This is a genomic window from Stappia sp. TSB10P1A, from assembly GCF_900185725.1.
In the GTDB taxonomy this organism is placed as follows: Bacteria; Pseudomonadota; Alphaproteobacteria; order Rhizobiales; family Stappiaceae; genus Stappia.
Map to the genome: position 1 here is coordinate 88,032 of NZ_FYAU01000018.1, position 20,239 is coordinate 108,270.

A 20,239-nucleotide genomic window follows, 5' to 3' on the forward strand; every position below is an offset into this window, starting at 1 on the left:
TTGCCCGCAGCCCACCCTTCCGGCAACAGCAAAGGACCCGCGTCCCGTGATCGAAAGACTGCTTGCCTGGTTCGAAGGGCGCCTCGATCCACTGGCGCCGCTGCCCGATCGTCCGGTGCCGCGCACCGCCTTCGCCTATCTGTGGTTCTTCGTCTCCCAGGCGCGGCTGACCTTTCTGGCGATGCTGGTGCTCGGCGGCCTCACCGCCCTGATCGAGGCGGCGCTCTATGTCTTCGTCGGCGACCTGGTCGACAGGATGCAGGCCGGGACGCGGACGGAGTTTCTCGCCGAGCACGGGACGGTTCTGATCCTGATGGCGCTGACCGTGCTGCTGCTGCGCCCGCTCATTGCGACGCTGAATGCGCTGGTGGAAGAGCAGATCGTGGTGCCGGGCTTCTTCAACCTGGTGCGGATGCAGGGTCACGCGCAGGTGGTGGGCAAGTCGCTGGCCTATTTCCAGGACGAGTTCGCGGGCCGCATCTCGCAGAAGGTCTGGCAGTCGGGACAGGCGGCCGGCGACTTCATGGTCAGCCTGCTGCAGGTGATCTGGTTTATCGTCGTCTTCGCGGTGTCGACACTGGCGCTGGTGACCGCGCTCGATCCGTGGTTCGGCCTCGTCGTGGGGCTGTGGCTCGCCGGCTTTGCCGGGCTGGCTTTCCTTTATGTGCCGCGCATCCGCCGGACCGCAAAGGACAGCGCCCATGCCTCGTCCGGCGTGACCGGGCGCTTCGTCGACACCTATGGCAATATCCAGACGATCAAGCTGTTCAGCGACACACAGCGCGAGGGGATCGGCACCCGCGAGAGCTACGAGGCGTTCCTCGCCGCGATCCGCCGCTTCACCCGCACGCTGACGGCGGTGCGCTGGCAGATGAGCGTGCTGTCGGGCGTGATGATCACCGCGATCGGCGGGCTGGCGGTGTTCGCCTGGGAGGCGGGACGGGTGACCACCGGCGACGTGGCGCTGGTGCTCGGCCTGGTGCTGCGGCTCAACGTGCTGCTGGGGCGGCTGCTCGGCCAGCTCAACGGGCTGTTCCGGGCGCTGGGCACGCTGCAGGACAGCGCCGAGACGATCACCCGTCCGGTGACGGTGACCGACCGGCCGGGGGCGCCGGCGCTCGCCGTGTCCAAGGGAGAGATCGCGTTCGAGGGCGTGCGGTTCCACTATGGCAAGACGGGCGGGGTGATCGAGGACCTGACGACGACGATCCGTCCGGGCGAGCGGGTGGGGCTCGTCGGTCGCTCGGGGGCGGGCAAATCGACGCTGGTGAACCTGCTGTTGCGCTTCTACGACCTGGAGAGCGGGCGCATCCTGATCGACGGCCAGGACATTGCCGCGGTGACGCAGGCAAGCCTCAGGTCGCAGATCGGCATGGTGACGCAGGACACGGCGCTGCTGCACCGCTCGATCCGCGAGAATATCGCGCTCGGCCGGGAGGATACGGGCGAGGCGGCGATCCGCGAGGCGGCGCGGCGGGCGCACGCGCTCGAGTTCATCGAGGCGCTGGCCGACAGCCGCGGCCGCACCGGCTTCGAGGCGAGGGTCGGCGAGCGGGGCGTGAAACTGTCCGGCGGCCAGCGCCAGCGTATCGCCATTGCCCGGGTGCTCTTGAAGAACGCGCCGATCCTGGTGCTGGACGAGGCGACCTCGGCGCTCGATTCGGAGGTCGAGGCGGCGATCCAGGACAGCCTCACCGAGCTGATGGCCGGCAAGACGGTGATCGCCATCGCTCACCGGCTGTCGACCATCGCGGCGATGGACCGCTTGATCGTGCTGGACGAGGGGCGGATTGCCGAGGAAGGGCGGCATGACGAGCTGGTGGCGCGCGGAGGGCTCTATGCGGAGTTGTGGGCGCGGCAGTCCGGCGGCTTCATCGCCGTCGAGGACGAGGACACGCAAGAGATGGTGTAGGGCGGGGCGCGAGAACGTTGCATGAACGCAACAGTCGCATGGCTTCAATCCTTCGGGTTCGAATTGAGCCTTTGCAACCGCCGGTCATCGTGTATGGTCACCGCATCGGCTTTCGCCATCTTCGGCGCCTCGCGCGCCCGGTGGAGCTTCGCCGATCGGCGGACGCCCGTCCGTCCTTAACCCGCAGGTCGTCTCAGGTCGCAACAGCAAGGAGGGAGTGCATGATGGCATTTTGCGCAGTCAAGTTCCGCACCTCCATGTGCGACCTCGCTCCGCTCGCCGGGGCTTCAACGACCGGATCTGCGGTGCGCGGCGCTTAAGCCGCCAGCCTTTCCAACCAGACCCATTTTCCCCTTCGATCCGGCCCTGGCCGGCTCGTTTTTCGTCCCGTCCCGCACGCAATTCACCGATCCGCGGTGAATGCATGGCGTTTGCGTCCGTGTCTGTCGCGGGACATGTCCGATGCCGAGTTCCGCAGGAGCTTACCCATGGACTCCCGTTTTCCGCTCGATCCTTTCGCGCGGCCGCAAACCCCGCTGCCGCAGGACAGCGGTTCCCTCGACCGCGCCTCCAGCCGTGACACTGGCCGCGATTCTGGCCGCGATACTGGCCGCGATATTGGCAGAGGACGCCTGACCGATGCCGCGCTGGTCGCCGGCGCGGCGGTGGGGCTGACCCTGTCGCTGGCGCTGGTTCTGTTCGTGCCGCAGGCCTTGCTGGAATTCGACCGCCTGGACGCGGTCGTTTCCGCCGGAACCAGCGTGCCCGCCGCGCAGTTCGCCGAACGGCTTTTCACCCTGTTTCTGGGCCTGACGGTGCTTGCCGCCGCCGTGTCCGCGTTCATCCTGTCGGTGCTGATGACGCCGGCGGCACAGCAGCCGGTGTTTCCCGCCGGCCGCCATACGGTGACGCGGCGGGCGAACCGGACCCGCAGGACGTATGAGGATCTTCGTCATGTTCGCCCGCTTTGAGAAACTCATCGACCCGTTCCGGGAGCAGCCGATCAAGGCGCCCCCGGCCGGGCTTTTCGCCTTCTGCTGGCATTACACGCGGCCGATCTGGCCGATCCTGGTGACCATCTGCGTGCTCGGCGCCGCCGTCGCGATCTTCGAGGTCATGGTCTTCGCCTTCCTCGGCGACCTGGTGAACTGGCTGTCGACGGCGGATCGCGAGACCTTCTTTCAGGATAATGCCGGCCGGCTCGTCTGGATGGGCGTGGTGATCCTGGTGATCATGCCGGTGCTGTCGCTGGCCTGGGAACTGCTGTTCCACCAGGCGTTGCTCGGCAACTATCCGATGGCGATCCGCTGGCAGGTGCACCGCTACCTGCTGCGCCAGAGCATCGGCTTCTACCAGAACGACTTCGCCGGCCGCATCGCCACCAAGGTGATGCAGACGGCGCTGGCGGTGCGCGAGGTGGTGACCCGCGTGCTCGACGTGCTGGTCTATGTGTCGGTCTATTTCGTCTCGGCGGTGCTGCTGATCGGCGATGCCAACATCCGCCTCGCCCTGCCCCTGGTGCTGTGGTTCTTCGCCTATCTGGCGGTGCTGGTGTTCTTCGTGCCGCGCCTGAAGAAACTGTCGCAGGTGCAGGCCGACGCGCGCTCGCTGATGACCGGCCGGGTGGTCGACGCCTATACCAACATCACCACGGTGAAGCTGTTCTCCCATACCGACCGGGAGGAGGAGTATGCCCGCTCCTCCATGTGGGAGTTCCTGAAGACGGTCCACCGGCAGATGCGGCTGGTGACGGTGCTCAACACCGTGCTGCACACGATCAATGTGCTGCTGCTGTTCGGCATCGGCGCCATGTCGATCTACCTGTGGCGGGCCGAGGCGGTGACCACCGGCGATGTCGCGGTGGCGGTGGCCCTCGTGCTGCGGCTGCACGGCATGTCGCAGTGGATCCTGTGGGAAGTGTCGGGCCTGTTCGAGAATATCGGCACGGTGCAGGACGGCATCACCACCATCTCGCGCGAGCGGGAAGTGACGGACCGGCCGCAGGCGCCGGCGCTTGTCGTCTCGCGCGGCGAGATCGCCTTCGAGGGCGTGCGCTTCCACTACGGCAAGGAGGCGGGCGTCATCGACCGGCTCGACCTGACGATCCGTCCGGGCGAGAAGGTGGGCATCGTCGGGCGCTCGGGCGCGGGCAAGTCGACGCTGGTGAACCTCTTGCTGCGCTTCTACGACGTGGAGAGCGGCCGCATCCGGATCGACGGCCAGGACATCGCCGAGGTGAGCCAGGCGAGCCTCAGGGCGCAGATCGGCGTGGTGACGCAGGACACCTCGCTGCTGCACCGCTCGGTGCTCGACAACATCGTCTACGGCAAGCCCGGCGCGGGCGAGAGCGAGGCGATGGAGGCGGCCCGGCGCGCCCATGCGGCCGGCTTCATCGCCGGACTGGAAGATCCGGAAGGGCGCAAGGGGCTGCTGGCGCATGTCGGCGAGCGCGGCGTGAAACTGTCCGGCGGCCAGCGCCAGCGTATCGCCATTGCCCGGGTGCTCTTGAAGAACGCGCCGATCCTGGTGCTGGACGAGGCGACCTCGGCGCTCGATTCGGAGGTCGAGGCGGCGATCCAGGACAGCCTCACCGAGCTGATGGCCGGCAAGACGGTGATCGCCATCGCTCACCGGCTGTCGACCATCGCGGCGATGGACCGCTTGATCGTCATGGACCGGGGCCGGGTCGTCGAGGACGGGCGCCACGAGGATCTCCTGGCGCGGGGCGGCCTCTATGCCAGCCTGTGGGGGCGCCAGTCCGGCGGCTTCATCGACAGCGGCCGCGAGGCGGTGTGATTGCTCCCCACACGCCGCGCCCCTCGCGCGGCGTGTGGGGGAAATCGAAGTTGACCACGTGGCCAAAATCGGGCGGCATTGCTGCAATCATTGGGCAAAAAACCGCGACAAAGAGTCGTCTCGTTTCACGATGATCTGGACAAGCGCGGGCAAGGGTGCCAATAACAGCCCCGCTTGGAAAGATGCGGAAAGCCGCATCTGCCGCCCAGACGACGCCTTCCGCCGGCCTTCGTCCCCGTTGTTGCCGGGGCAGGGACGGCGGCGCTTGCCGTTGTCGTCGGGCTTGTAGGTTAAAAGAGGACGCGACCTTGGCACAGCAGGATACGGTCGAACCCACTCGCCGCGATTTCCTCTATATCGCGACCGGTGCGATGGGGGCGGTTGGCGCAGCCGCGCTCGCCTGGCCCTTCATCGACCAGATGAACCCGGATGCGTCCGCCTTGTCGCTGGCATCCATCGAGGTCGACATCTCGGCCATCGACGAGGGGCAGGAAATCAAGGTGATGTGGCGCGGCAAGCCGGTGTTCATCCGCAACCGCAGCGCCCGCGAGATCGAGGAGGCCAATGCCGTCGCGATCTCCGATCTCCCCGATCCCTACGCGCGCAATGCCAACCTTGGCGCCGATGCGCAGGCGACCGATGCCAACCGCGGCGTCGAGGGCCGCGAAGCGCTGATCGTGATGGTCGGCGTCTGTACCCATCTTGGCTGCATTCCGCTCGGACAGGCCGGCGATTTCGGCGGCTGGTTCTGCCCTTGCCACGGCTCGCACTACGACACGGCCGGCCGGATCCGCAAGGGACCCGCACCCGAGAATCTCCTGATCCCGCCGTTCGAGTTCATCTCGGACAACGTGATTCAGATCGGTTGATACGCGGCATTCCAGAGGAGAGGCAGCCATGGCTGGACATTCCAACTACGTGCCGCAGAGCGCGGCGGCGAAGTGGCTCGAGAGCCGCTTGCCGGTCATTTCGCTCGTTCGCGGTTCCTTCGTCGATTTCCCGACCCCGAAGAACCTCAATTACTGGTGGACCTTCGGCGGTATCCTGTTCTTCGTGCTGATCGCGCAGATCCTCACCGGCATCGTGCTGGTGATGCATTACACGCCGAACACCGCGCTCGCCTTCGCCTCCGTCGAGCACATCATGCGCGACGTGAATTTCGGCTGGCTGCTGCGCTACCTGCACGCCAACGGCGCGTCGATGTTCTTCATTGCCGTGTTCATCCACATGTTCCGCGGCATGTATTACGGCTCCTACAAGGCGCCGCGCGAGATCTCGTGGATCCTCGGCGTCGTGATCTTCCTGATCATGATGGCCACCGCCTTCATGGGCTACGTGCTGCCCTGGGGCCAGATGTCCTTCTGGGGCGCCACGGTGATCACCAACCTGTTCTCGGCGCTGCCGCTGGTCGGCGAGCCGATCGTGAACTGGCTGTGGGGCGGCTTCGCGGTCGACAATCCGACGCTGAACCGCTTCTTCTCGCTGCACTATCTGCTGCCGTTCATGATTTTCGGCGTCGTTCTGCTGCACGTGTGGGCGTTCCACACCACGGGCAACAACAACCCGACGGGCATCAACCCGAAGACCAAGCAGGACACGATCCCGTTCCACCCGTATTACACGATCAAGGACCTGTTCGCGATCGTGGTGTTCATGATCCTGTTCGCCTACTTCGTGTTCTACATCCCGAACTACATGGGTCACGCCGACAACTACATCGAGGCCGATCCGCTGGTCACTCCGGCGCATATCGTTCCCGAGTGGTACTTCCTGCCGTTCTACGCGATCCTGCGCGCGGTTCCGGACAAGCTCGGCGGCGTCGTCCTGATGTTCGGCTCGATCGCGGTGATGTTCGTGCTGCCGTGGCTTGACACCTCGAAGGTCCGTTCCGGCACCTACCGGCCGCTGTTCAAGCAGTTCTTCTGGATCTTCGTCGCGGTCTGCGTCGGCCTTGGCTATCTCGGCGCGATGCCGGCGGAGGGCGGCTATGTGATTGCGGCCCGCATCCTGACGACCTATTACTTCGCCCACTTCCTGATCATCCTGCCGCTGCTGGGCTTCCTGGAGAAGCCGAAGGAGCTGCCGGCCTCGATCTCGGAAGCCGTGCTCAGCGGCGGCGGCAAGCCGGCCGGTGCGGTCGCGGCGCCGGAAACGAAGTGACACACGGACGGGATTGGGAGTTCTCCTCAATGAAGACGATGATCAAATCCGTGCGTGGCGCCCTGCTGGCCGTGGCGGCTCTGGCAGTCGCCGCGCCGGCCATGGCCGCCGGCGAAGGGCCGCATATCGAGCGGCAGCAGTGGTCTTTCTCCGGGCCGTTCGGCCAGTATGACAAGGCCCAGCTCCAGCGCGGCTTCAAGGTGTACAAGGAGGTCTGCGCCTCCTGTCACGGCGCCAATTTCATGGCGTTCCGCAACCTTGCGGAGCCGGGCGGGCCGGGCTTCACCGAAGACCAGGTCAAGGTGATCGCGGCGGAATACACCGTGATGAAGGGCCCGAACGACGACGGCGAGATGGAGGAGGTCGCTGCGATCCCCTCCGACCGCTGGCCCTCGCCGTTCCCGAACCAGCAGGCGGCGCGTGCCGCCAATGGCGGCGCCTATCCGCCGGACTTCTCGACGCTGGCCAAGGCCCGCGCCGTGGCGAGCGGGTTCCCGGGCTTCATCTTCGACATCTTCACGCAGTACCAGGAGCAGGGTCCGGACTATATCTACAACCTGCTGACGGGCTATGAAGACGCGCCGGACGACCTGGATGTGCCGGCCGGCCAGTACTACAATCCGAAGTTCATCGCCGGACAGACGCTGGCCATGGCGCCGCCGCTGTTCGCCGATGGCGTCGAGTATACCGACGGCACTCCGACCACGGTCGAGCAGTATGCCAAGGACGTCTCGGCCTTCATGATGTGGGTCGCCGAGCCGAAGCTCGAGGAGCGCAAGCGGATGGGCTTCCGCGTGATGATCTTCCTCATCGTCTTCGCCTCGCTGCTGTACTTCACCAAGAAGTCGGTCTGGCGCGACGTCGATCACTAAGCGACCACGACGAAAATTCTGAACAATCGGCCGCCGGAGCGATCCGGCGGCCTTTTCATGTCCGCCGGGCGGTTGGAACATCGCGGCGGGAATGCTATCGCAGCAGGCAGGGCAGAGGAGTTGCGCGGATGGTCAAGGCTGTGCTCGGGGTGATCGGCGGATCGGGTCTCTACGACCTGCCGGCGTTGCAGGACGCGGAGTGGGTGCGGGTCGACAGCCCCTGGGGCGAGCCGTCCGATGCCGTGCGGATCGGCGAGGTGGACGGGCTCAAGGTGGTGTTCCTGCCGCGCCACGGGCGGGGCCACCGCTTCGCCCCGTCCGACATCAACTACCGCGCCAATATCGACGTGATGAAGCGCTGCGGCGTCACCTCGCTGGTGTCGGTCTCCGCCGTCGGATCGCTGAACGAGGCGATGGCGCCGGGCCATTTCGTGCTGGTCGACCAGTTCATCGACCGCACCTTCGCGCGGGCCAAGAGCTTCTTCGGCAAGGGCTGCGTCGCGCATGTGTCGATGGCCGAACCGGTGTCGCCGCGCCTGGTCGACCATGTCGCGGCGGCAGCGGCCGCGGAGGCGCTGACCTTCCATCGCGGCGGCACCTATCTCGCCATGGAGGGCTCGCAATTCTCCTCGCTGGCGGAGAGCAACCTCTACCGGAGCTGGAACTGCGACGTGATCGGCATGACCAACATGCCGGAGGCTAAGCTCGCCCGCGAGGCGGAGATCTGCTACGCGACGGTGGCGATGGTCACCGACTACGATAGCTGGCATCCCGATCACGGATCGGTCGACATCCAGTCGATCATCAAGGTGCTGCACGACAATGCCGACCATGCGCGCCAGCTCGTCGCGCGCCTCGCACGCGACCTGCCGCGCGAGCACGAGGCCTGCCCGATCGGCTCGGACACCGCGCTCGAATACGCGGTGATGACGAGCGTGGAGGCGCGCGATCCCGAACTGGTGGCCCGGCTCGACGCCGTCGCCGGCCGCGTGCTCTTCCGCTAAGGGAAGCCGGCGCGGCGAACGAAACCGCTTTGCCGGACCGGCGAATGTGGCAAACTCCCCCACCAAACGGTTGCGCCGTCGCCGGACGGGCAGGCGCGCCGAAACAAGCAAGACGGACGGGCAATGACGACTGAAACGGTCTCGCAGGAGCTGAAGGCGGCGATCCGCACCATCCCGGACTATCCGAAGACGGGCATCCTGTTTCGCGACATCACCACGCTGCTCGGCAACGCGCGCGCCTTCCGCCGGGCGGTCGACGCCCTGGTGCAGCCCTGGGCGGGCGCCAAGGTCGACCAGATCGCCGGCATCGAGGCACGCGGCTTCATCCTCGGCGGGGCGGTGGCGCATCAGTTGTCGGCCGGCTTCGTGCCGATCCGCAAGAAGGGCAAGCTGCCGCACGAGACGGTGCGCATTGCCTATTCGCTGGAATACGGGCTCGACGAGATGGAGATGCACAAGGACGCGATCCGGCCCGGCGAGAAGGTGATCCTGATCGACGACCTGATCGCCACGGGCGGCACGGCGGAGGCGGCCACCAAGCTGCTGCAGCGGATGGGCGCGGACGTGGTAGCGGCCTGTTTTATCGTCGACCTGCCGGATCTCGGCGGGCGGGCGCGACTGGAAGCCCTGGGCGTTCCGGTGCGCACGCTGGTGGACTTTCCGGGCCATTGAGCGGCGCGGCGCCCCGCGACCCGGCCCGCCGCGCAGACGGGCAAGACGGCGGGACGCCGGTGTTCGACGCGGCCTTTCTCGACGGGTTGCAGGCGCTGTTCGTCTGGCGGCGGGACGTGCGCCAGTTCGACCCGCAGCCGCTGCCCGAGGGGCTTCTGGAGGCGCTTCTGGCGCAGGCGCATCTGTCGCCCTCCGTCGGCAACAGCCAGCCCTGGCGTTTCGTGCTGGTGGACGATCCCGCCCGGCGCGAGGCGGTGCGGGGCAGTTTCCGCAAGGCCAATGCCGACGCGCTGTCGTCCTACGAGGGCGAGCGGGCCGAGCTCTACGCCCGGCTGAAGCTGGAGGGCTTGAGGGGCGCGCCGGTGCAGCTTGCCGTCTTCTGCGACGAGGCGACCGACCAGGGCGGCGGCCTCGGCCGGCGGACCATGCCGGAGATGCTGGCCTATTCCTGCGTCTGCGCGATCAGTACGCTGTGGCTGGCGGCACGGGCGCGGGGCGTCGGCCTCGGCTGGGTGTCGATCCTCGATCCGCAGGAGGTCGCGGCCGCGCTCGACGTGCCGGCCGACTGGCGGCTGGTCGCCTATCTGTGCATCGGCTATCCGCAGGAGGAGCAAGACGAGCCGGAACTGGAGCGCGCCGGCTGGCAGGCGCGGCAGGGGCTCGGCGAACGGCTGTTCCGGCGCTAATGTGGCTGGCGAATATGGCGGGCGCGCCCGCCCGCGCATCACGAGGACCCGACCATGACGGTTACCATTCGCAGCAAGACGGAGGACGACCACGCGGCGGCGGTCGAACTGCTGACCCGGCGATGGACCAGCCCGGAGATCCTGATCGAGGGCGAGATGATCGACGCCTCACGGCTGCCCGGCTTCATCGCGGTGGACGAAGCGGGCGAGATCGTCGGCCTTGTCACGCTGATCCAGCGCGAGCGGGAATGGGAGATCCTGACGCTCGATTCGCTGAACCGCTGGGGCGGTGTCGGCACCTTGCTGCTCAAGGCGGTGGCTGGAGCCGCGGTCGAGAACGGCATCCGCCGGCTGCTGGTGCGCACCTCCAACGACAATCTCGACGCCTTCCGCTTCTACCAGCGCCGCGACTTCCGGCTGGAGAAGGTGGTGCCCGGCGCGATCGACGAGGAGCGCAAGCTCAAGCCGGAGATCCCGGCGCTCGGCGAATACGGCATCCCGATCCGCGACGAGGTGGTCTTCGCCCGCCGGCTGTAGCGGCGGCGCTCAGGCAGCAGGACGGCGCGCCACCAGCACCTTTCCGGTGAAGGAGAACACCGTCACGCCGTCCTGGTTGACGCCCTCGTTGCCATGGATCAGCAGGCCCCATTGCGGCCGCGTGCGCATGTCGCGCTTCTCCAGCAAGGTCGAGCTGTAGGAGATCGTGTCGCCGGCATAGACCGGGCGGATCCACTTCAGGTCGGTGAAGCCGGGGGAGGGGCCGAGACGCGAGGGCGTGCCGAGCCTTTCGCAGTCGGCCCGGATATGGGCGACCATCAGCTTCATCCAGACGGAGGCGGTGTGCCAGCCGGAGGCGCACAGGCGCCCGAAATGCATCGCGGCCGCACCTTCGTCGGACAGGTGGAAGGGCTGGGGATCATAAGCCTGCGCGAAGCGGACGATCTCCTCCGGCGTAAAATGATAGCTGCCGAGCTCGCGGCGCTCGCCGACGACCATGTCCTCGAACCAGGTCATTGCGACACCTCCCGCCTGCCGAAGAGGATCTTGTTGCGCTGGGTCATGACCGGCGTTCCGGTCTGGTCGGTGACGGTGAACAGGAAGTCGACCATGCCGAGATCCGGGCGGGAGTTGAGCACCCGGCTGGAGATGACCTCGGCGCTGGCGGTCAATACGTCGCCGGGGCGGACGGGACGCATCCACCGCACTTCCTCGACGCCGGGCGAGCCCTTGCCGCTCGAATTCAGCAGGAGATTGTCGCACAGCAGCCGCATCAGCATGGCGATCGTGTGCCAGCCGGAGGCGGCAAGGCCGCCGAGCAGGGAGGCTTCGCCCGCCGCATCATCCAGGTGAAACGGCTGGGGGTCGAACTCGGCTGCGAAAGCGATGATCTCTTCGCGGGTGACGGTTTTCGAGCCGAGCGCAATGGTCTCGCCCGGCTCGAAATCCTCAAAGCTTCTGAACGTGGTCATGACGCCGATCTATACGCAGCCGGACGCCGCTGTCGAGAGCCTCCGGCCGCGCGTCGACGCTCAGTCGTAATAGATCTCGTTGTCGTCGAGATAGACGTTGCTGGCCTCGCAGATGTCGATGTCGATCGGATCGTCGAGCACCTCGCCGCCGCTCTCCGCGAGCCAGCCGACCCGGAAGGTCTGGGCGCAGGAGCCGCTGTCGGCGGTGAACTCGGCGCGCGCCGACTCGTCCGGGCGGATCGGCTGGCTGAGCCAGTTGCTCGACCAGCCGCTGCCGTCGTTGGTGTAGAAGCCGACGACGGTGTTGTCGTCCGTGTTGTTGTAGATCTGGAAATAGCCTTCCGAGCCCGTGCCCGCGAGGGCCGTGGACGCGCAAAGGAACAGCGCCGCCGAAGCGGCCGCGAGCATGCGATGGGACATGCGGTTTTCCTCAGGAGAGGCCGCCACGACGACGGCGGCCGGAAGACTAATCCGGCCTTGGGAAAAGCGCGAGTCGCTTCGCGCGGCCGCTGTCAGGTGTTGAACTTGAACAGCAGCACGTCGCCGTCCTTGACCACATATTCCTTGCCTTCGTCGCGGGCCTTGCCCGCTTCCTTGGCCGCCGTTTCGCCGCCAAGGGTGACGAAATCGTCGAAGGCGATGGTCTGGGCGCGGATGAAGCCGCGCTCGAAATCGCTGTGGATGACGCCGGCCGCCTGCGGCGCCTTGGTGCCCTTGCGGATCGTCCAGGCGCGGGCTTCCTTCGGGCCGGCGGTGAAATAGGTGATCAGGTCGAGCAGGTCGTAGCCGGCGCGGATCAGCCGGTCGAGACCCGGCTCCTCGAGACCCATGGTCTCCAGATACTCGGCCTGTTCCGCATCGTCGAGCTGGGCGATCTCGGACTCGATGGCGGCGGAGATCACGACGCAGGCGGCGCCTTCCGCCTCGGCCATCTCGCGCACCCGCTCGGACTGGGCATTGCCGGTGGCCGAGCAGGCTTCCTCGACATTGCAGACATAGAGGATCGGCTTGGTGGTCAGCAGGTTGAGGCCGGCGAGGATCTTGCGCTCGTCCGGGCCCGACACGTCGAGCAGGCGCGCCGGCTTGCCGTCGCGCAAGAGCTCCAGCGCGCCTTCCATGATCGGGATCACCGCCTTGGCGTCCTTGTCGCCGCCGGTCGCCTTCTTCTTCAGCGGCGCGAGACGGCGCTCGAGGCTCTCCATGTCGGCGATCATCAGCTCGGTCTCGACGGTCTGGGCATCGGCGATGGGATCGATGCGGCCCTCGACATGGGTGATGTCGTCATCCTCGAAGCAGCGCAGCACATGGGCGATGGCGTCGACCTCGCGGATATTGGCGAGGAACTGGTTGCCGAGGCCCTCGCCCTTGGAGGCGCCGCGCACCAGGCCGGCAATGTCGACGAAGGTGAGGCGCGTCGGCACGATACTGGCCGACTTGGCGATCCGGGCGATGTCCTTCAGGCGCGGATCCGGCACGGCGACCTCGCCGGTGTTCGGCTCGATGGTGCAGAAGGGATAGTTCGCCGCCTGGGCCGCCGCCGTCTTGGTCAAGGCGTTGAACAGCGTGGACTTGCCCACATTCGGCAGGCCGACAATGCCGCACTGGAATCCCATCTCGTCTCAGTCCTTCTTTCCAAACATGCGCGCGAGCTGCTCGGCGAGCCCCGTCTTGGGCGTACTGGTCTTGGGCGTACTGGTCTTGGGCGCGCTGTCACCGCCGCGCCGCGGCAGCGGCGGGGTCGGATCGCGGGAGGTGCCGCCCATGCCCGCGCCGGGCTCCTTGCGGGGCTTCTGCGGCTTTGCCGGGGCGAGCGCCAGATGCAGCCGGTTGCAGAATTCCGAGTGGTGGCCGCCGGCCAGCAGGCCGGCCTCCGCGGCGATCTTGTCGAGCAACGGATCGAGCCAGTCGGCGTCGACCTTTGCGAAATCGCCGAGCACATAGGCGGTGACGCGGTCCTTGTGGCCGGGATGGCCGATGCCGAGCCGCACGCGCGAATACTCCTTGCCCAGATGGGCGTCGATCGAGCGGATGCCGTTATGGCCGCCGCTGCCGCCCCCGACCTTGGTGCGAACCTTGCCCGGCGGCAGGTCGAGTTCGTCGTAGAGCACGATGACGTCGGCGGGCGCGAGCTTGTAGAAGCGGGCGGCGTCGCCGACCGCACGGCCGGACTCGTTCATATAGGTCTGGGGTTTCATCAGCATCACCTTCTCGCCGTCGAGAAGGCCCTCGCTGACATCCGCGTGAAAGCGGCTCCGCCACGGGCCGAAGGTGGAATTCCGGCCGTGGATCGCGTCCACGGCCAGAAAGCCGATATTGTGGCGGTTGCGGGCGTATTTCTCGCCCGGATTGCCGAGGCCGACGATGAGGCGCATGGGAACTCCCCGTCACTTCTCCGCGCCGGCCGGCGAGCGGGGGCTCAGCCCTCGCTCTCCTCCTCGGCACCGTCTCCAGCCGAACCGGCACCGCCGCCGGGAGCGGCGATCGTCGCGATGGTGAAATCGCGGTCGGTGATGGTCGGGGCGCAGCCGGCGGGAATGGCCACGGCCGAAATGTGGATCGAATCGCCGACCTTGGCCTTGGCCAGGTCGATGACCAGCGCATCCGGAATGGCGTCGCCGGGCACGGTCATCTCGACCGTGTGGCGCACCACGTTGAGCACGCCGCCGGCCTTGATGCCCGGGCACTTCTCTTCGTTGACGAAGTGGACCGGCACGTCGACGGTCAGCGTCGCGCCCTTGGACACGCGCAGGAAGTCGACATGGATCAGGTCGTCGCGAACCGGATCGAGCTGGTAGTCCTTGGCGATCACGCGGTGCGCGACGCCGTCGACCTCGATGGTGCCCAGATGGGTCATGAAGCCGCCGCGATGCAGGGCGATCGTGGACTCCTTGATCGGAATCGCGATCGGCAGGGCAGCTTTCTTCTCGCCGTAGATCACGGCGGGGACGAGGCCTTCACGGCGAAGTGCGCGAGCGGCCCCCTTGCCAACCCGATCCCTCACCGAAGCCTTCAGCACATAGCCTTCAGCCATGGTAGTTCTCCTTGATGTCTCGTGAAAGGGGAGGGCATTGTCGCCTCGATGCGGCATGCCGACCCGATGCGCCGCCTCCAGGGGTGCAGGTGCGCGCGGCTGCTATAGCCGAAGGCGCGGAAAAGGGCAAGCGCGGGCGGGGTTTTCGCGGAAAATGCGCTGCCATTGCGGCAGGCTGCGCGTGTGCCCGCCGGCCCGATTACTCTGCCGCAGCGTCAATTTCAGTGCACGGCCGGGGCCGAGCCGCTTGCATGTTGCCGTCAAAGCGGATTTCTATGGCGGCATCGCCGCAAGGAAGGTGCGAACCTGCGCTTTCCCCATGAGAGTCTGGTCCGGATAGGGTGCGCCCGCGCACCGGCCGGTGCGGCGGACCGGGCAATGATGGGGGGGATCATGCTGACCAGGGTTTTCAGGCTGATGGCGGTTTCGTTGCTTGCGGCGGCCTTGGCCGGTCCCGCGCAGGGCACCGGCCTGAATGTCTTCGAGAGCGATCTCGCCGTGCTGGCAAGGACGCGGCTTGCCGAAGTGGCCCGGTCGCCGCGGGTGATCGCGGCGGTGCGCGAGCAGAACCGGCAGACCGCGCAATACACCCAGGAGCAGATCACCGAGCTCGACGAGCAATGGATAAGGGAGGCGGAAAGCGGCAGCCACGGCCAGCTCATTGCCGGTGTGCTGGACCACGAGGTTTCCCGTTATCTGGCAAGGCTGCAGGACGACAGCCAGGGGCTGTTCACGGAAATCATCCTGATGGACGCCGTCGGACTCAATGTCGCGGTCAGCCGGGTGACCACCGACTACTGGCAGGGCGATGAGGACAAGTGGCAGAAGACGTTCCTCGTCGGGCCGCACAGCCTGCATATCGGCCCGCTGGAGGAAGACCTGTCCACCCGCACGGTGCAGAGCCAGGTGAGCGTGCCCGTCGTCGACCCGCAGACGGGAGAGCCGATCGGGGCCCTGACCTTCGGGATCGATGTGGAAGAGCTGTAGGCCCGCCGCTGCGATCAACGATAAGACCCTGCACAGATTGACAAGTCGGGCCGGCTGCGGTCACCTGCGCCGGCACATTGCCGCCCCGCGTCGCCGCTCGACAGGGCTGCGCCGGCAGGCAGGGAACGTCCGCGAGACGGACACAACAGGACCGGCGCGGACGACCGGCCATATCGGGAGGGTGCCATGAAGGCTTTGACCAAACGCGGATTCGTGAAACTGGCGGCGGCTGCCGGCATTGCCGCCGGCGTGAGCCTCGCGCCGCTGGCCAGCGCCGTCGCGGCCGACAAGATCACCGTCGGCGCGCTGCGCTTCACCTCGCACGCGCCGAGCTTCATCGCCTTCGAGCGCGGCTATTTCGCCGAGGAAGGCCTCGACGTCACCTTCGAGTATTTCCAGGCGGCGCAGCCGATGGCGGTGGCGATCGCCTCCGGGGATGTCGACTTCGGCATCACGGCGATTTCCGGCGGCCTGATCAACCTTGCCGAGAAGGGCGCGATCAAGGTGGTCGGCGGCGGCCTGCAGGAGGAGCCGGGCGTCGATGGGCAGATGATCCTGGTGTCCAAGGCGGCCTATGACGCGGGCGTGACCTCGCCGGCGCAGCTCAAGGGCAAGAGCTTCGGCATCACCCAGACCGGGTCGTCGTTCCACTACATCGCCCACAAGATCGCCGACAAGGAAGGCTTCGACCGCTCGGAACTGACCCTGCGGCCGCTGCAGAAAGTCGGCGCGATCATCGGCGCGCTGAAGACCGGGCAGATCGACGCCTGGGCGATCGTCCCGCATATCGCCAAGCCGCTGGCCGAGGGGCCGGAGATCGAGGCGATCGGCATGGTCGCCGACTATATCCCGGCCTATCAGGTGACCACGGTCTTCACCTCGACCGCCAACACGGTGGACAAGCCGGACCTGGTCAAGCGCTTCCTCGCGGCCTTTTCCAAGGGCGCGGCCGACTTCAACGCGGCCCTGATCGACAAGACCACGACCGAGGAAGAGGCCGAGGCGCTGGTGCAACTGCTGCACAAATACGTCAACAACGACGAGCCCTACGAGAAGGCGGCACCCTCGATCCGCAGCGGCGCGATGCGCATCAACGAGGGGGCGAAGCTGAACATGGCCTCGATCGCCGACCAGCTCGCCTGGTTCCAGTCGGAGAAGCTGGTCCCCGCGACGGTGACGATGGAACTGCTGGTCGACCCGTCCTTCGTCGAGACGGACTGACGCCCGACCGGGCGAAGAGCGGGCAAGGAACGCAGCCGATGGATCTCCTGCTGCGCGGGATCACGCATCGCTATGGCGCGACCGAGGTGCTGAACGGCATCGACCTCACGGTCAGTGAGGGCGAGATCGTCTGCATCATCGGTCCGTCGGGCTGCGGCAAGTCGACCCTGCTGCGCTTCATCGGCGGGCTGGAGCGGCCGGACGAGGGCGAGGTGCTGCTCTCCGGCGAGGTGCCTGCCGGGTCGCTCAATCCGCTCACCTATGTGTTCCAGGACTTCGCCCTGCTGCCCTGGCGCAGCGTCGAGGCGAATGTCTCCTTGGTGCTGGAGGACCATCCGCTGTCCGCAGCGGAGCGCGAGACGATCGTCGCCGACGTGCTGGAGCGCACGGGGCTGTCCGATTTCCGCAAGGCGCTGCCGCGGCAGCTTTCCGGCGGCATGAAGCAGCGCGTCGCCATCGCGAGGGCGCTCAGCGTGCGCCCGGCGGTGATGCTGATGGACGAGCCGCTGTCGGCGCTCGACAGCCAGACGCGCGAGCTGCTGATGGACGATCTCGTCGCCCTGTGGCAGCGCGAGCGCTTCACCGCCTGCTACGTCACCCACAATCTGGCCGAGGCGGTGCGCCTCGGCCACCGCATCGTCGTGCTGTCGCGCCGGCCGGGACGCATCCGCACCGTTGTCGAGATCGACCGCGATCTCGGCGCGCGCGAGGCGGGCGATCCGAAGCTCGATGCCGTGCAGCGCGAGCTGTGGCAGCTCCTGCGCGACGAGGCGCGTGCCGCCGACAGGGAGATCGCCGATGACGTCGCTTGAGCAGTCGTCGCTTGACCAGACGTCCGGCGGCCGGGCAGCCGGGGAGCAACGCGAGGGTCTGCGCCCGGTTCCCTATCGCGGCGGCGGTTTTCGCCCGGTGCCGATCCGGCTGATCGGGCCCTTCGTGTTCCTGGCGATCGTCGCGCTGTGGGAGGCGGGATCGCGCAGCGGCGTGATCAGCAACCTGGTGCTGCCGGCACCGAGCGAGGCGTTCGAAGCTTTCAGCTATCTGGTCGAATCGGGGCAGCTCTGGCGGCATCTGTCGGCCTCGCTGCAGCGCCTCGTCATCGGCTGGACGCTCGGCACCGCCCTCGGCATCACCGTCGGGCTCGCCATCGGCCTGTTCTCGCTGGCCCGCGCCGGCCTGTTGCCGCTGGTCTCGGCCCTGTTCCCGATCCCGAAGATCGCCCTCTTGCCGCTCTTCGTGATCTGGTTCGGCATCGGCGAGGGCTCGAAGGTCGCCACGATCCTGTTCGGCACGTTCTTCCCGACGGTGATCGCCACCTATGGCGGGGTCGACAATGTCGACCGCACCCTGGTGCGCATGGGCCAGTCCTTCGGCCTGTCCTGGCGCTCCATCGTGCGCAAGATCATCCTGCCCGGCGCCATGCCGGCGATCCTGTCCGGCTGCCGGATCTCGGCGTCGATCGGCATCATCCTGCTGGTGGCGGCCGAGATGATCGGCGCCGAATACGGCGTCGGCGCCTATATCCTGATGGCCGGCAGCCTGTTCGCCACCGACCAGTTGCTGGCCGGCGTCGCGATCCTGTCGATGCTCGGGCTGATCGTCAGCTGGCTGATCGGCCGGCTGGAGCGCTGGCTGCTGGCCTGGCGCGGCTGATCAGCGTCAACGGGCAAAAGCAGAAACGCCCGGAGCCATGCGGCATCCGGGCGTTCGAGAGGCATGGCCCTGGCTGGCGATCAGCCGAAGAGGCTCGACACCGACTGTTCGAGCGCGGTGCGCGAGATCGCCTCGCCCATCAAGGGGGCGATCGAGACGGTGCGGATGTTCGGCGCGGCAAGCACCGCGGCGGTCGGCTCGATGGAATTGGTGATGACCAGTTCCTTGAGCTTCGACGAGGACACGCGCGCGACCGCGCCGCCCGACAGGACGCCATGGGTGATATAGGCGGTGACCGACTTGGCGCCCTGGTTGAGCAGCGCCTCGGCGGCGTTGCACAGGGTGCCGCCGGAATCGACGATGTCGTCGACGAGGATGCAGTCGCGGCCCGACGGATCGCCGATGATGTTCATGACTTCCGACTCGCCAGGCTTGTCGCGGCGCTTGTCGACGATCGCCAGCGGCGCGTCGATGCGCTTGGCGAGCGCGCGGGCGCGCACCACGCCGCCGACATCCGGGGAGACGACCATGACGTTGTCCGTCGAATAGCGCTCCTTGATGTCGCGGGTCATCACCGGCGCAGCGAACAGATTGTCGGTCGGAATGTCGAAGAAGCCCTGGATCTGGCCGGCATGGAGATCCAGCGTCAGCACGCGGTGGGCGCCGGCATGGGTGATCAGGTTGGCGACCAGCTTGGCCGAGATCGGCGTGCGGCCGGAGGCGCGGCGGTCCTGACGGGCATAACCGAAATAGGGCACGACGGCGGTGATGCGCTTGGCGGAGGAGCGGCGCAGCGCGTCGATGACGATCAGCAGCTCCATCAGGTGGTCATTGGCCGGAAAGCTGGTCGACTGCAGGACGAAAACGTCCTCGCCGCGTACGTTTTCCTGCAGTTCGACGAAAATCTCCTGGTCGGCGAAACGGCGCACCTGACACTTTGCCAGGGGCGCCCCGAGATAGGACGAGATTTCCTCTGCAAGCGCGCGATTGGAATTGCCCGCGACGATCTTCATGGCCCGCAAGTCCTTTCTTGGGTCCGCCGCCGCACGGGGAACGCAGCGCCGGTACGACAGGGTCACACGGTGGTCTGTCTGGTCTTCTTTCGTGGCCTAGGTCGAAGCGCGGCAGGCCAGACCGGAGTCCGGCATCGGCGAGCCTTCCTCCAACAGGCGGCGGCGTTTTAACAACGCGTCCCGCCTTGCACAACCGGCCAGTGGGCCTGCCGGCAAATTTTCCCGGATCGCGGCGCGCTCAGCGGCGCAGCCAGGCGGCGAGTTCGGCCACCGAACGGCGGGCAGCCCGGTTGAGCGCGGTGTCGTCGACGCCGGACCAGGGATCGCCGGACGAGCCCGGCGCCGATTCCTGGCCGAGGATCCGGTGCAGCCTGTTGCCGCCGGCGTCGACGATGTCGAACACATAGAACAGCGTCGTCTGGGACTGGTCGCCGGACGCGGAGAGATAGCCGTTGATGCGATAGGTCGCCGGAGCTCCGACCCGGCGCACCAGGCGCAGGTTCTGCTCGCGCGCCTCGGTGCCGATCTGCCGCGACAGGGCATCGGCGATGTTGCCGGGAGCGCCGGTGAAGGGTTCGAAGGCGAATGTCGCCTGATCGGCCGGAACGCTGGGCACCGGCCGGCTCGCCGCAGGAGCGCTCGCGCCGGAGATGGAGGCCGATGGCGTCGGATCGCCGGCGCAGGCGGCCAGCAGCAGCGCAAGCGCCGGCACGACGGCTCGCAGAGCGGATTTTCTGGTGAGGTGGAACGCGCTCATCTGGCC

Annotated in this window: 22 protein-coding genes; 14 read left to right on the forward strand and 8 right to left on the reverse strand. The window is 67.1% G+C overall.

The window, feature by feature from the left end; translation table 11 throughout:
* Nucleotides 1-46: 46 nt before the first annotated feature.
* From TSB10P1A_RS07030 to TSB10P1A_RS07075, 10 genes are all read left to right on the forward strand, one after another.
* Nucleotides 47-1,912 carry an ABC transporter ATP-binding protein gene (locus tag TSB10P1A_RS07030; protein ID WP_208987031.1) on the forward strand — a complete coding sequence of 622 codons (1,866 nt, stop codon included), beginning with the start codon at nt 47-49 and terminating at the stop codon, nt 1,910-1,912.
* Nucleotides 1,913-2,400: 488 nt separating this feature from the next.
* Nucleotides 2,401-2,883: a hypothetical protein gene (locus tag TSB10P1A_RS07035; protein ID WP_186387201.1), complete on the forward strand. Its 483-nt coding sequence runs from the start codon at nt 2,401-2,403 to the stop codon at nt 2,881-2,883.
* On the forward strand, nt 2,867-4,708 hold the full coding sequence (locus TSB10P1A_RS07040) for an ABC transporter ATP-binding protein (RefSeq protein ID WP_186387202.1): 1,842 nt from the start codon (nt 2,867-2,869) through the stop codon (nt 4,706-4,708). The genes TSB10P1A_RS07035 and TSB10P1A_RS07040 overlap by 17 nt, the downstream gene beginning before the upstream one ends.
* Nucleotides 4,709-5,016: 308 nt before the next feature.
* Nucleotides 5,017-5,577 (forward strand): ubiquinol-cytochrome c reductase iron-sulfur subunit, encoded by a 561-nt coding sequence (petA, locus tag TSB10P1A_RS07045; protein WP_244293017.1) that lies wholly within the window; start codon nt 5,017-5,019, stop codon nt 5,575-5,577.
* A gap of 28 nt (nt 5,578-5,605) precedes the next feature.
* Nucleotides 5,606-6,868, forward strand: coding sequence for a cytochrome b/b6 (locus TSB10P1A_RS07050; protein ID WP_186387204.1), 1,263 nt, complete (start codon nt 5,606-5,608; stop codon nt 6,866-6,868).
* Nucleotides 6,869-6,897: 29 nt separating this feature from the next.
* Nucleotides 6,898-7,740: a cytochrome c1 gene (locus TSB10P1A_RS07055; protein WP_186387205.1), complete on the forward strand. Its 843-nt coding sequence runs from the start codon at nt 6,898-6,900 to the stop codon at nt 7,738-7,740.
* A 128-nt stretch (nt 7,741-7,868) separates the two neighbouring features.
* Nucleotides 7,869-8,744, forward strand: coding sequence for an S-methyl-5'-thioadenosine phosphorylase (locus TSB10P1A_RS07060; RefSeq protein WP_186387206.1), 876 nt, complete (start codon nt 7,869-7,871; stop codon nt 8,742-8,744).
* 123 nt (nt 8,745-8,867) lie between these two features.
* Nucleotides 8,868-9,416, forward strand: a complete 549-nt coding sequence (locus tag TSB10P1A_RS07065; protein ID WP_186387207.1) for an adenine phosphoribosyltransferase — start codon at nt 8,868-8,870, stop codon at nt 9,414-9,416.
* A 59-nt stretch (nt 9,417-9,475) separates the two neighbouring features.
* A complete protein-coding gene (gene bluB, locus TSB10P1A_RS07070; RefSeq protein ID WP_244293018.1) occupies nt 9,476-10,102 on the forward strand; it encodes a 5,6-dimethylbenzimidazole synthase in 627 nt (208 codons plus the stop codon).
* A gap of 54 nt (nt 10,103-10,156) precedes the next feature.
* A complete protein-coding gene (locus tag TSB10P1A_RS07075; protein ID WP_186387209.1) occupies nt 10,157-10,639 on the forward strand; it encodes a GNAT family N-acetyltransferase in 483 nt (160 codons plus the stop codon).
* A 9-nt stretch (nt 10,640-10,648) separates the two neighbouring features.
* Here TSB10P1A_RS07075 and TSB10P1A_RS07080 read toward each other — a convergent pair whose 3' ends face one another.
* The 6 genes from TSB10P1A_RS07080 to TSB10P1A_RS07105 form a co-directional block, all read right to left on the reverse strand.
* On the reverse strand, nt 10,649-11,116 hold the full coding sequence (locus TSB10P1A_RS07080) for a MaoC family dehydratase (RefSeq protein ID WP_186387210.1): 468 nt from the start codon (nt 11,114-11,116) through the stop codon (nt 10,649-10,651).
* Nucleotides 11,113-11,571, reverse strand: coding sequence for a MaoC family dehydratase (locus TSB10P1A_RS07085; RefSeq protein ID WP_186387211.1), 459 nt, complete (start codon nt 11,569-11,571; stop codon nt 11,113-11,115). Before TSB10P1A_RS07085 ends, TSB10P1A_RS07080 begins: the two co-directional genes overlap by 4 nt.
* A gap of 60 nt (nt 11,572-11,631) precedes the next feature.
* Nucleotides 11,632-11,991, reverse strand: coding sequence for a hypothetical protein (locus TSB10P1A_RS07090; RefSeq protein WP_186387212.1), 360 nt, complete (start codon nt 11,989-11,991; stop codon nt 11,632-11,634).
* A gap of 92 nt (nt 11,992-12,083) precedes the next feature.
* A complete protein-coding gene (ychF, locus tag TSB10P1A_RS07095; RefSeq protein WP_186387213.1) occupies nt 12,084-13,184 on the reverse strand; it encodes a redox-regulated ATPase YchF in 1,101 nt (366 codons plus the stop codon).
* A 6-nt stretch (nt 13,185-13,190) separates the two neighbouring features.
* The gene (gene pth, locus TSB10P1A_RS07100; RefSeq protein ID WP_186387214.1) at nt 13,191-13,943 is read right to left on the reverse strand and encodes an aminoacyl-tRNA hydrolase; all 753 of its coding nucleotides are present in this window, start codon (nt 13,941-13,943) and stop codon (nt 13,191-13,193) included.
* 44 nt (nt 13,944-13,987) lie between these two features.
* A complete protein-coding gene (locus TSB10P1A_RS07105) occupies nt 13,988-14,602 on the reverse strand; it encodes a 50S ribosomal protein L25/general stress protein Ctc (RefSeq protein ID WP_186387215.1) in 615 nt (204 codons plus the stop codon).
* 393 nt (nt 14,603-14,995) lie between these two features.
* Here TSB10P1A_RS07105 and TSB10P1A_RS07110 point away from each other — a divergent pair, with 393 nt between their 5' ends.
* From TSB10P1A_RS07110 to TSB10P1A_RS07125, 4 genes are all read left to right on the forward strand, one after another.
* Nucleotides 14,996-15,589: a hypothetical protein gene (locus tag TSB10P1A_RS07110; protein WP_186387216.1), complete on the forward strand. Its 594-nt coding sequence runs from the start codon at nt 14,996-14,998 to the stop codon at nt 15,587-15,589.
* A gap of 186 nt (nt 15,590-15,775) precedes the next feature.
* The gene (locus tag TSB10P1A_RS07115; protein ID WP_186387217.1) at nt 15,776-16,810 is read left to right on the forward strand and encodes an ABC transporter substrate-binding protein; all 1,035 of its coding nucleotides are present in this window, start codon (nt 15,776-15,778) and stop codon (nt 16,808-16,810) included.
* Nucleotides 16,811-16,848: 38 nt separating this feature from the next.
* Nucleotides 16,849-17,622 (forward strand): ABC transporter ATP-binding protein, encoded by a 774-nt coding sequence (locus TSB10P1A_RS07120; protein WP_186387218.1) that lies wholly within the window; start codon nt 16,849-16,851, stop codon nt 17,620-17,622.
* Complete coding sequence (locus tag TSB10P1A_RS07125; protein WP_186387219.1) at nt 17,609-18,463, forward strand: ABC transporter permease; 855 nt, start codon at nt 17,609-17,611, stop codon at nt 18,461-18,463. Before TSB10P1A_RS07120 ends, TSB10P1A_RS07125 begins: the two co-directional genes overlap by 14 nt.
* An 80-nt stretch (nt 18,464-18,543) precedes the next feature.
* On the opposite strand, the gene TSB10P1A_RS07130 is transcribed toward TSB10P1A_RS07125, so the two are convergent.
* Together TSB10P1A_RS07130 and TSB10P1A_RS07135 are read right to left on the reverse strand one after the other, a co-directional pair.
* Nucleotides 18,544-19,476 carry a ribose-phosphate pyrophosphokinase gene (locus TSB10P1A_RS07130; protein WP_186387220.1) on the reverse strand — a complete coding sequence of 311 codons (933 nt, stop codon included), beginning with the start codon at nt 19,474-19,476 and terminating at the stop codon, nt 18,544-18,546.
* A gap of 238 nt (nt 19,477-19,714) precedes the next feature.
* Nucleotides 19,715-20,233, reverse strand: coding sequence for a hypothetical protein (locus TSB10P1A_RS07135; RefSeq protein ID WP_186387221.1), 519 nt, complete (start codon nt 20,231-20,233; stop codon nt 19,715-19,717).
* Nucleotides 20,234-20,239: the final 6 nt, after the last annotated feature.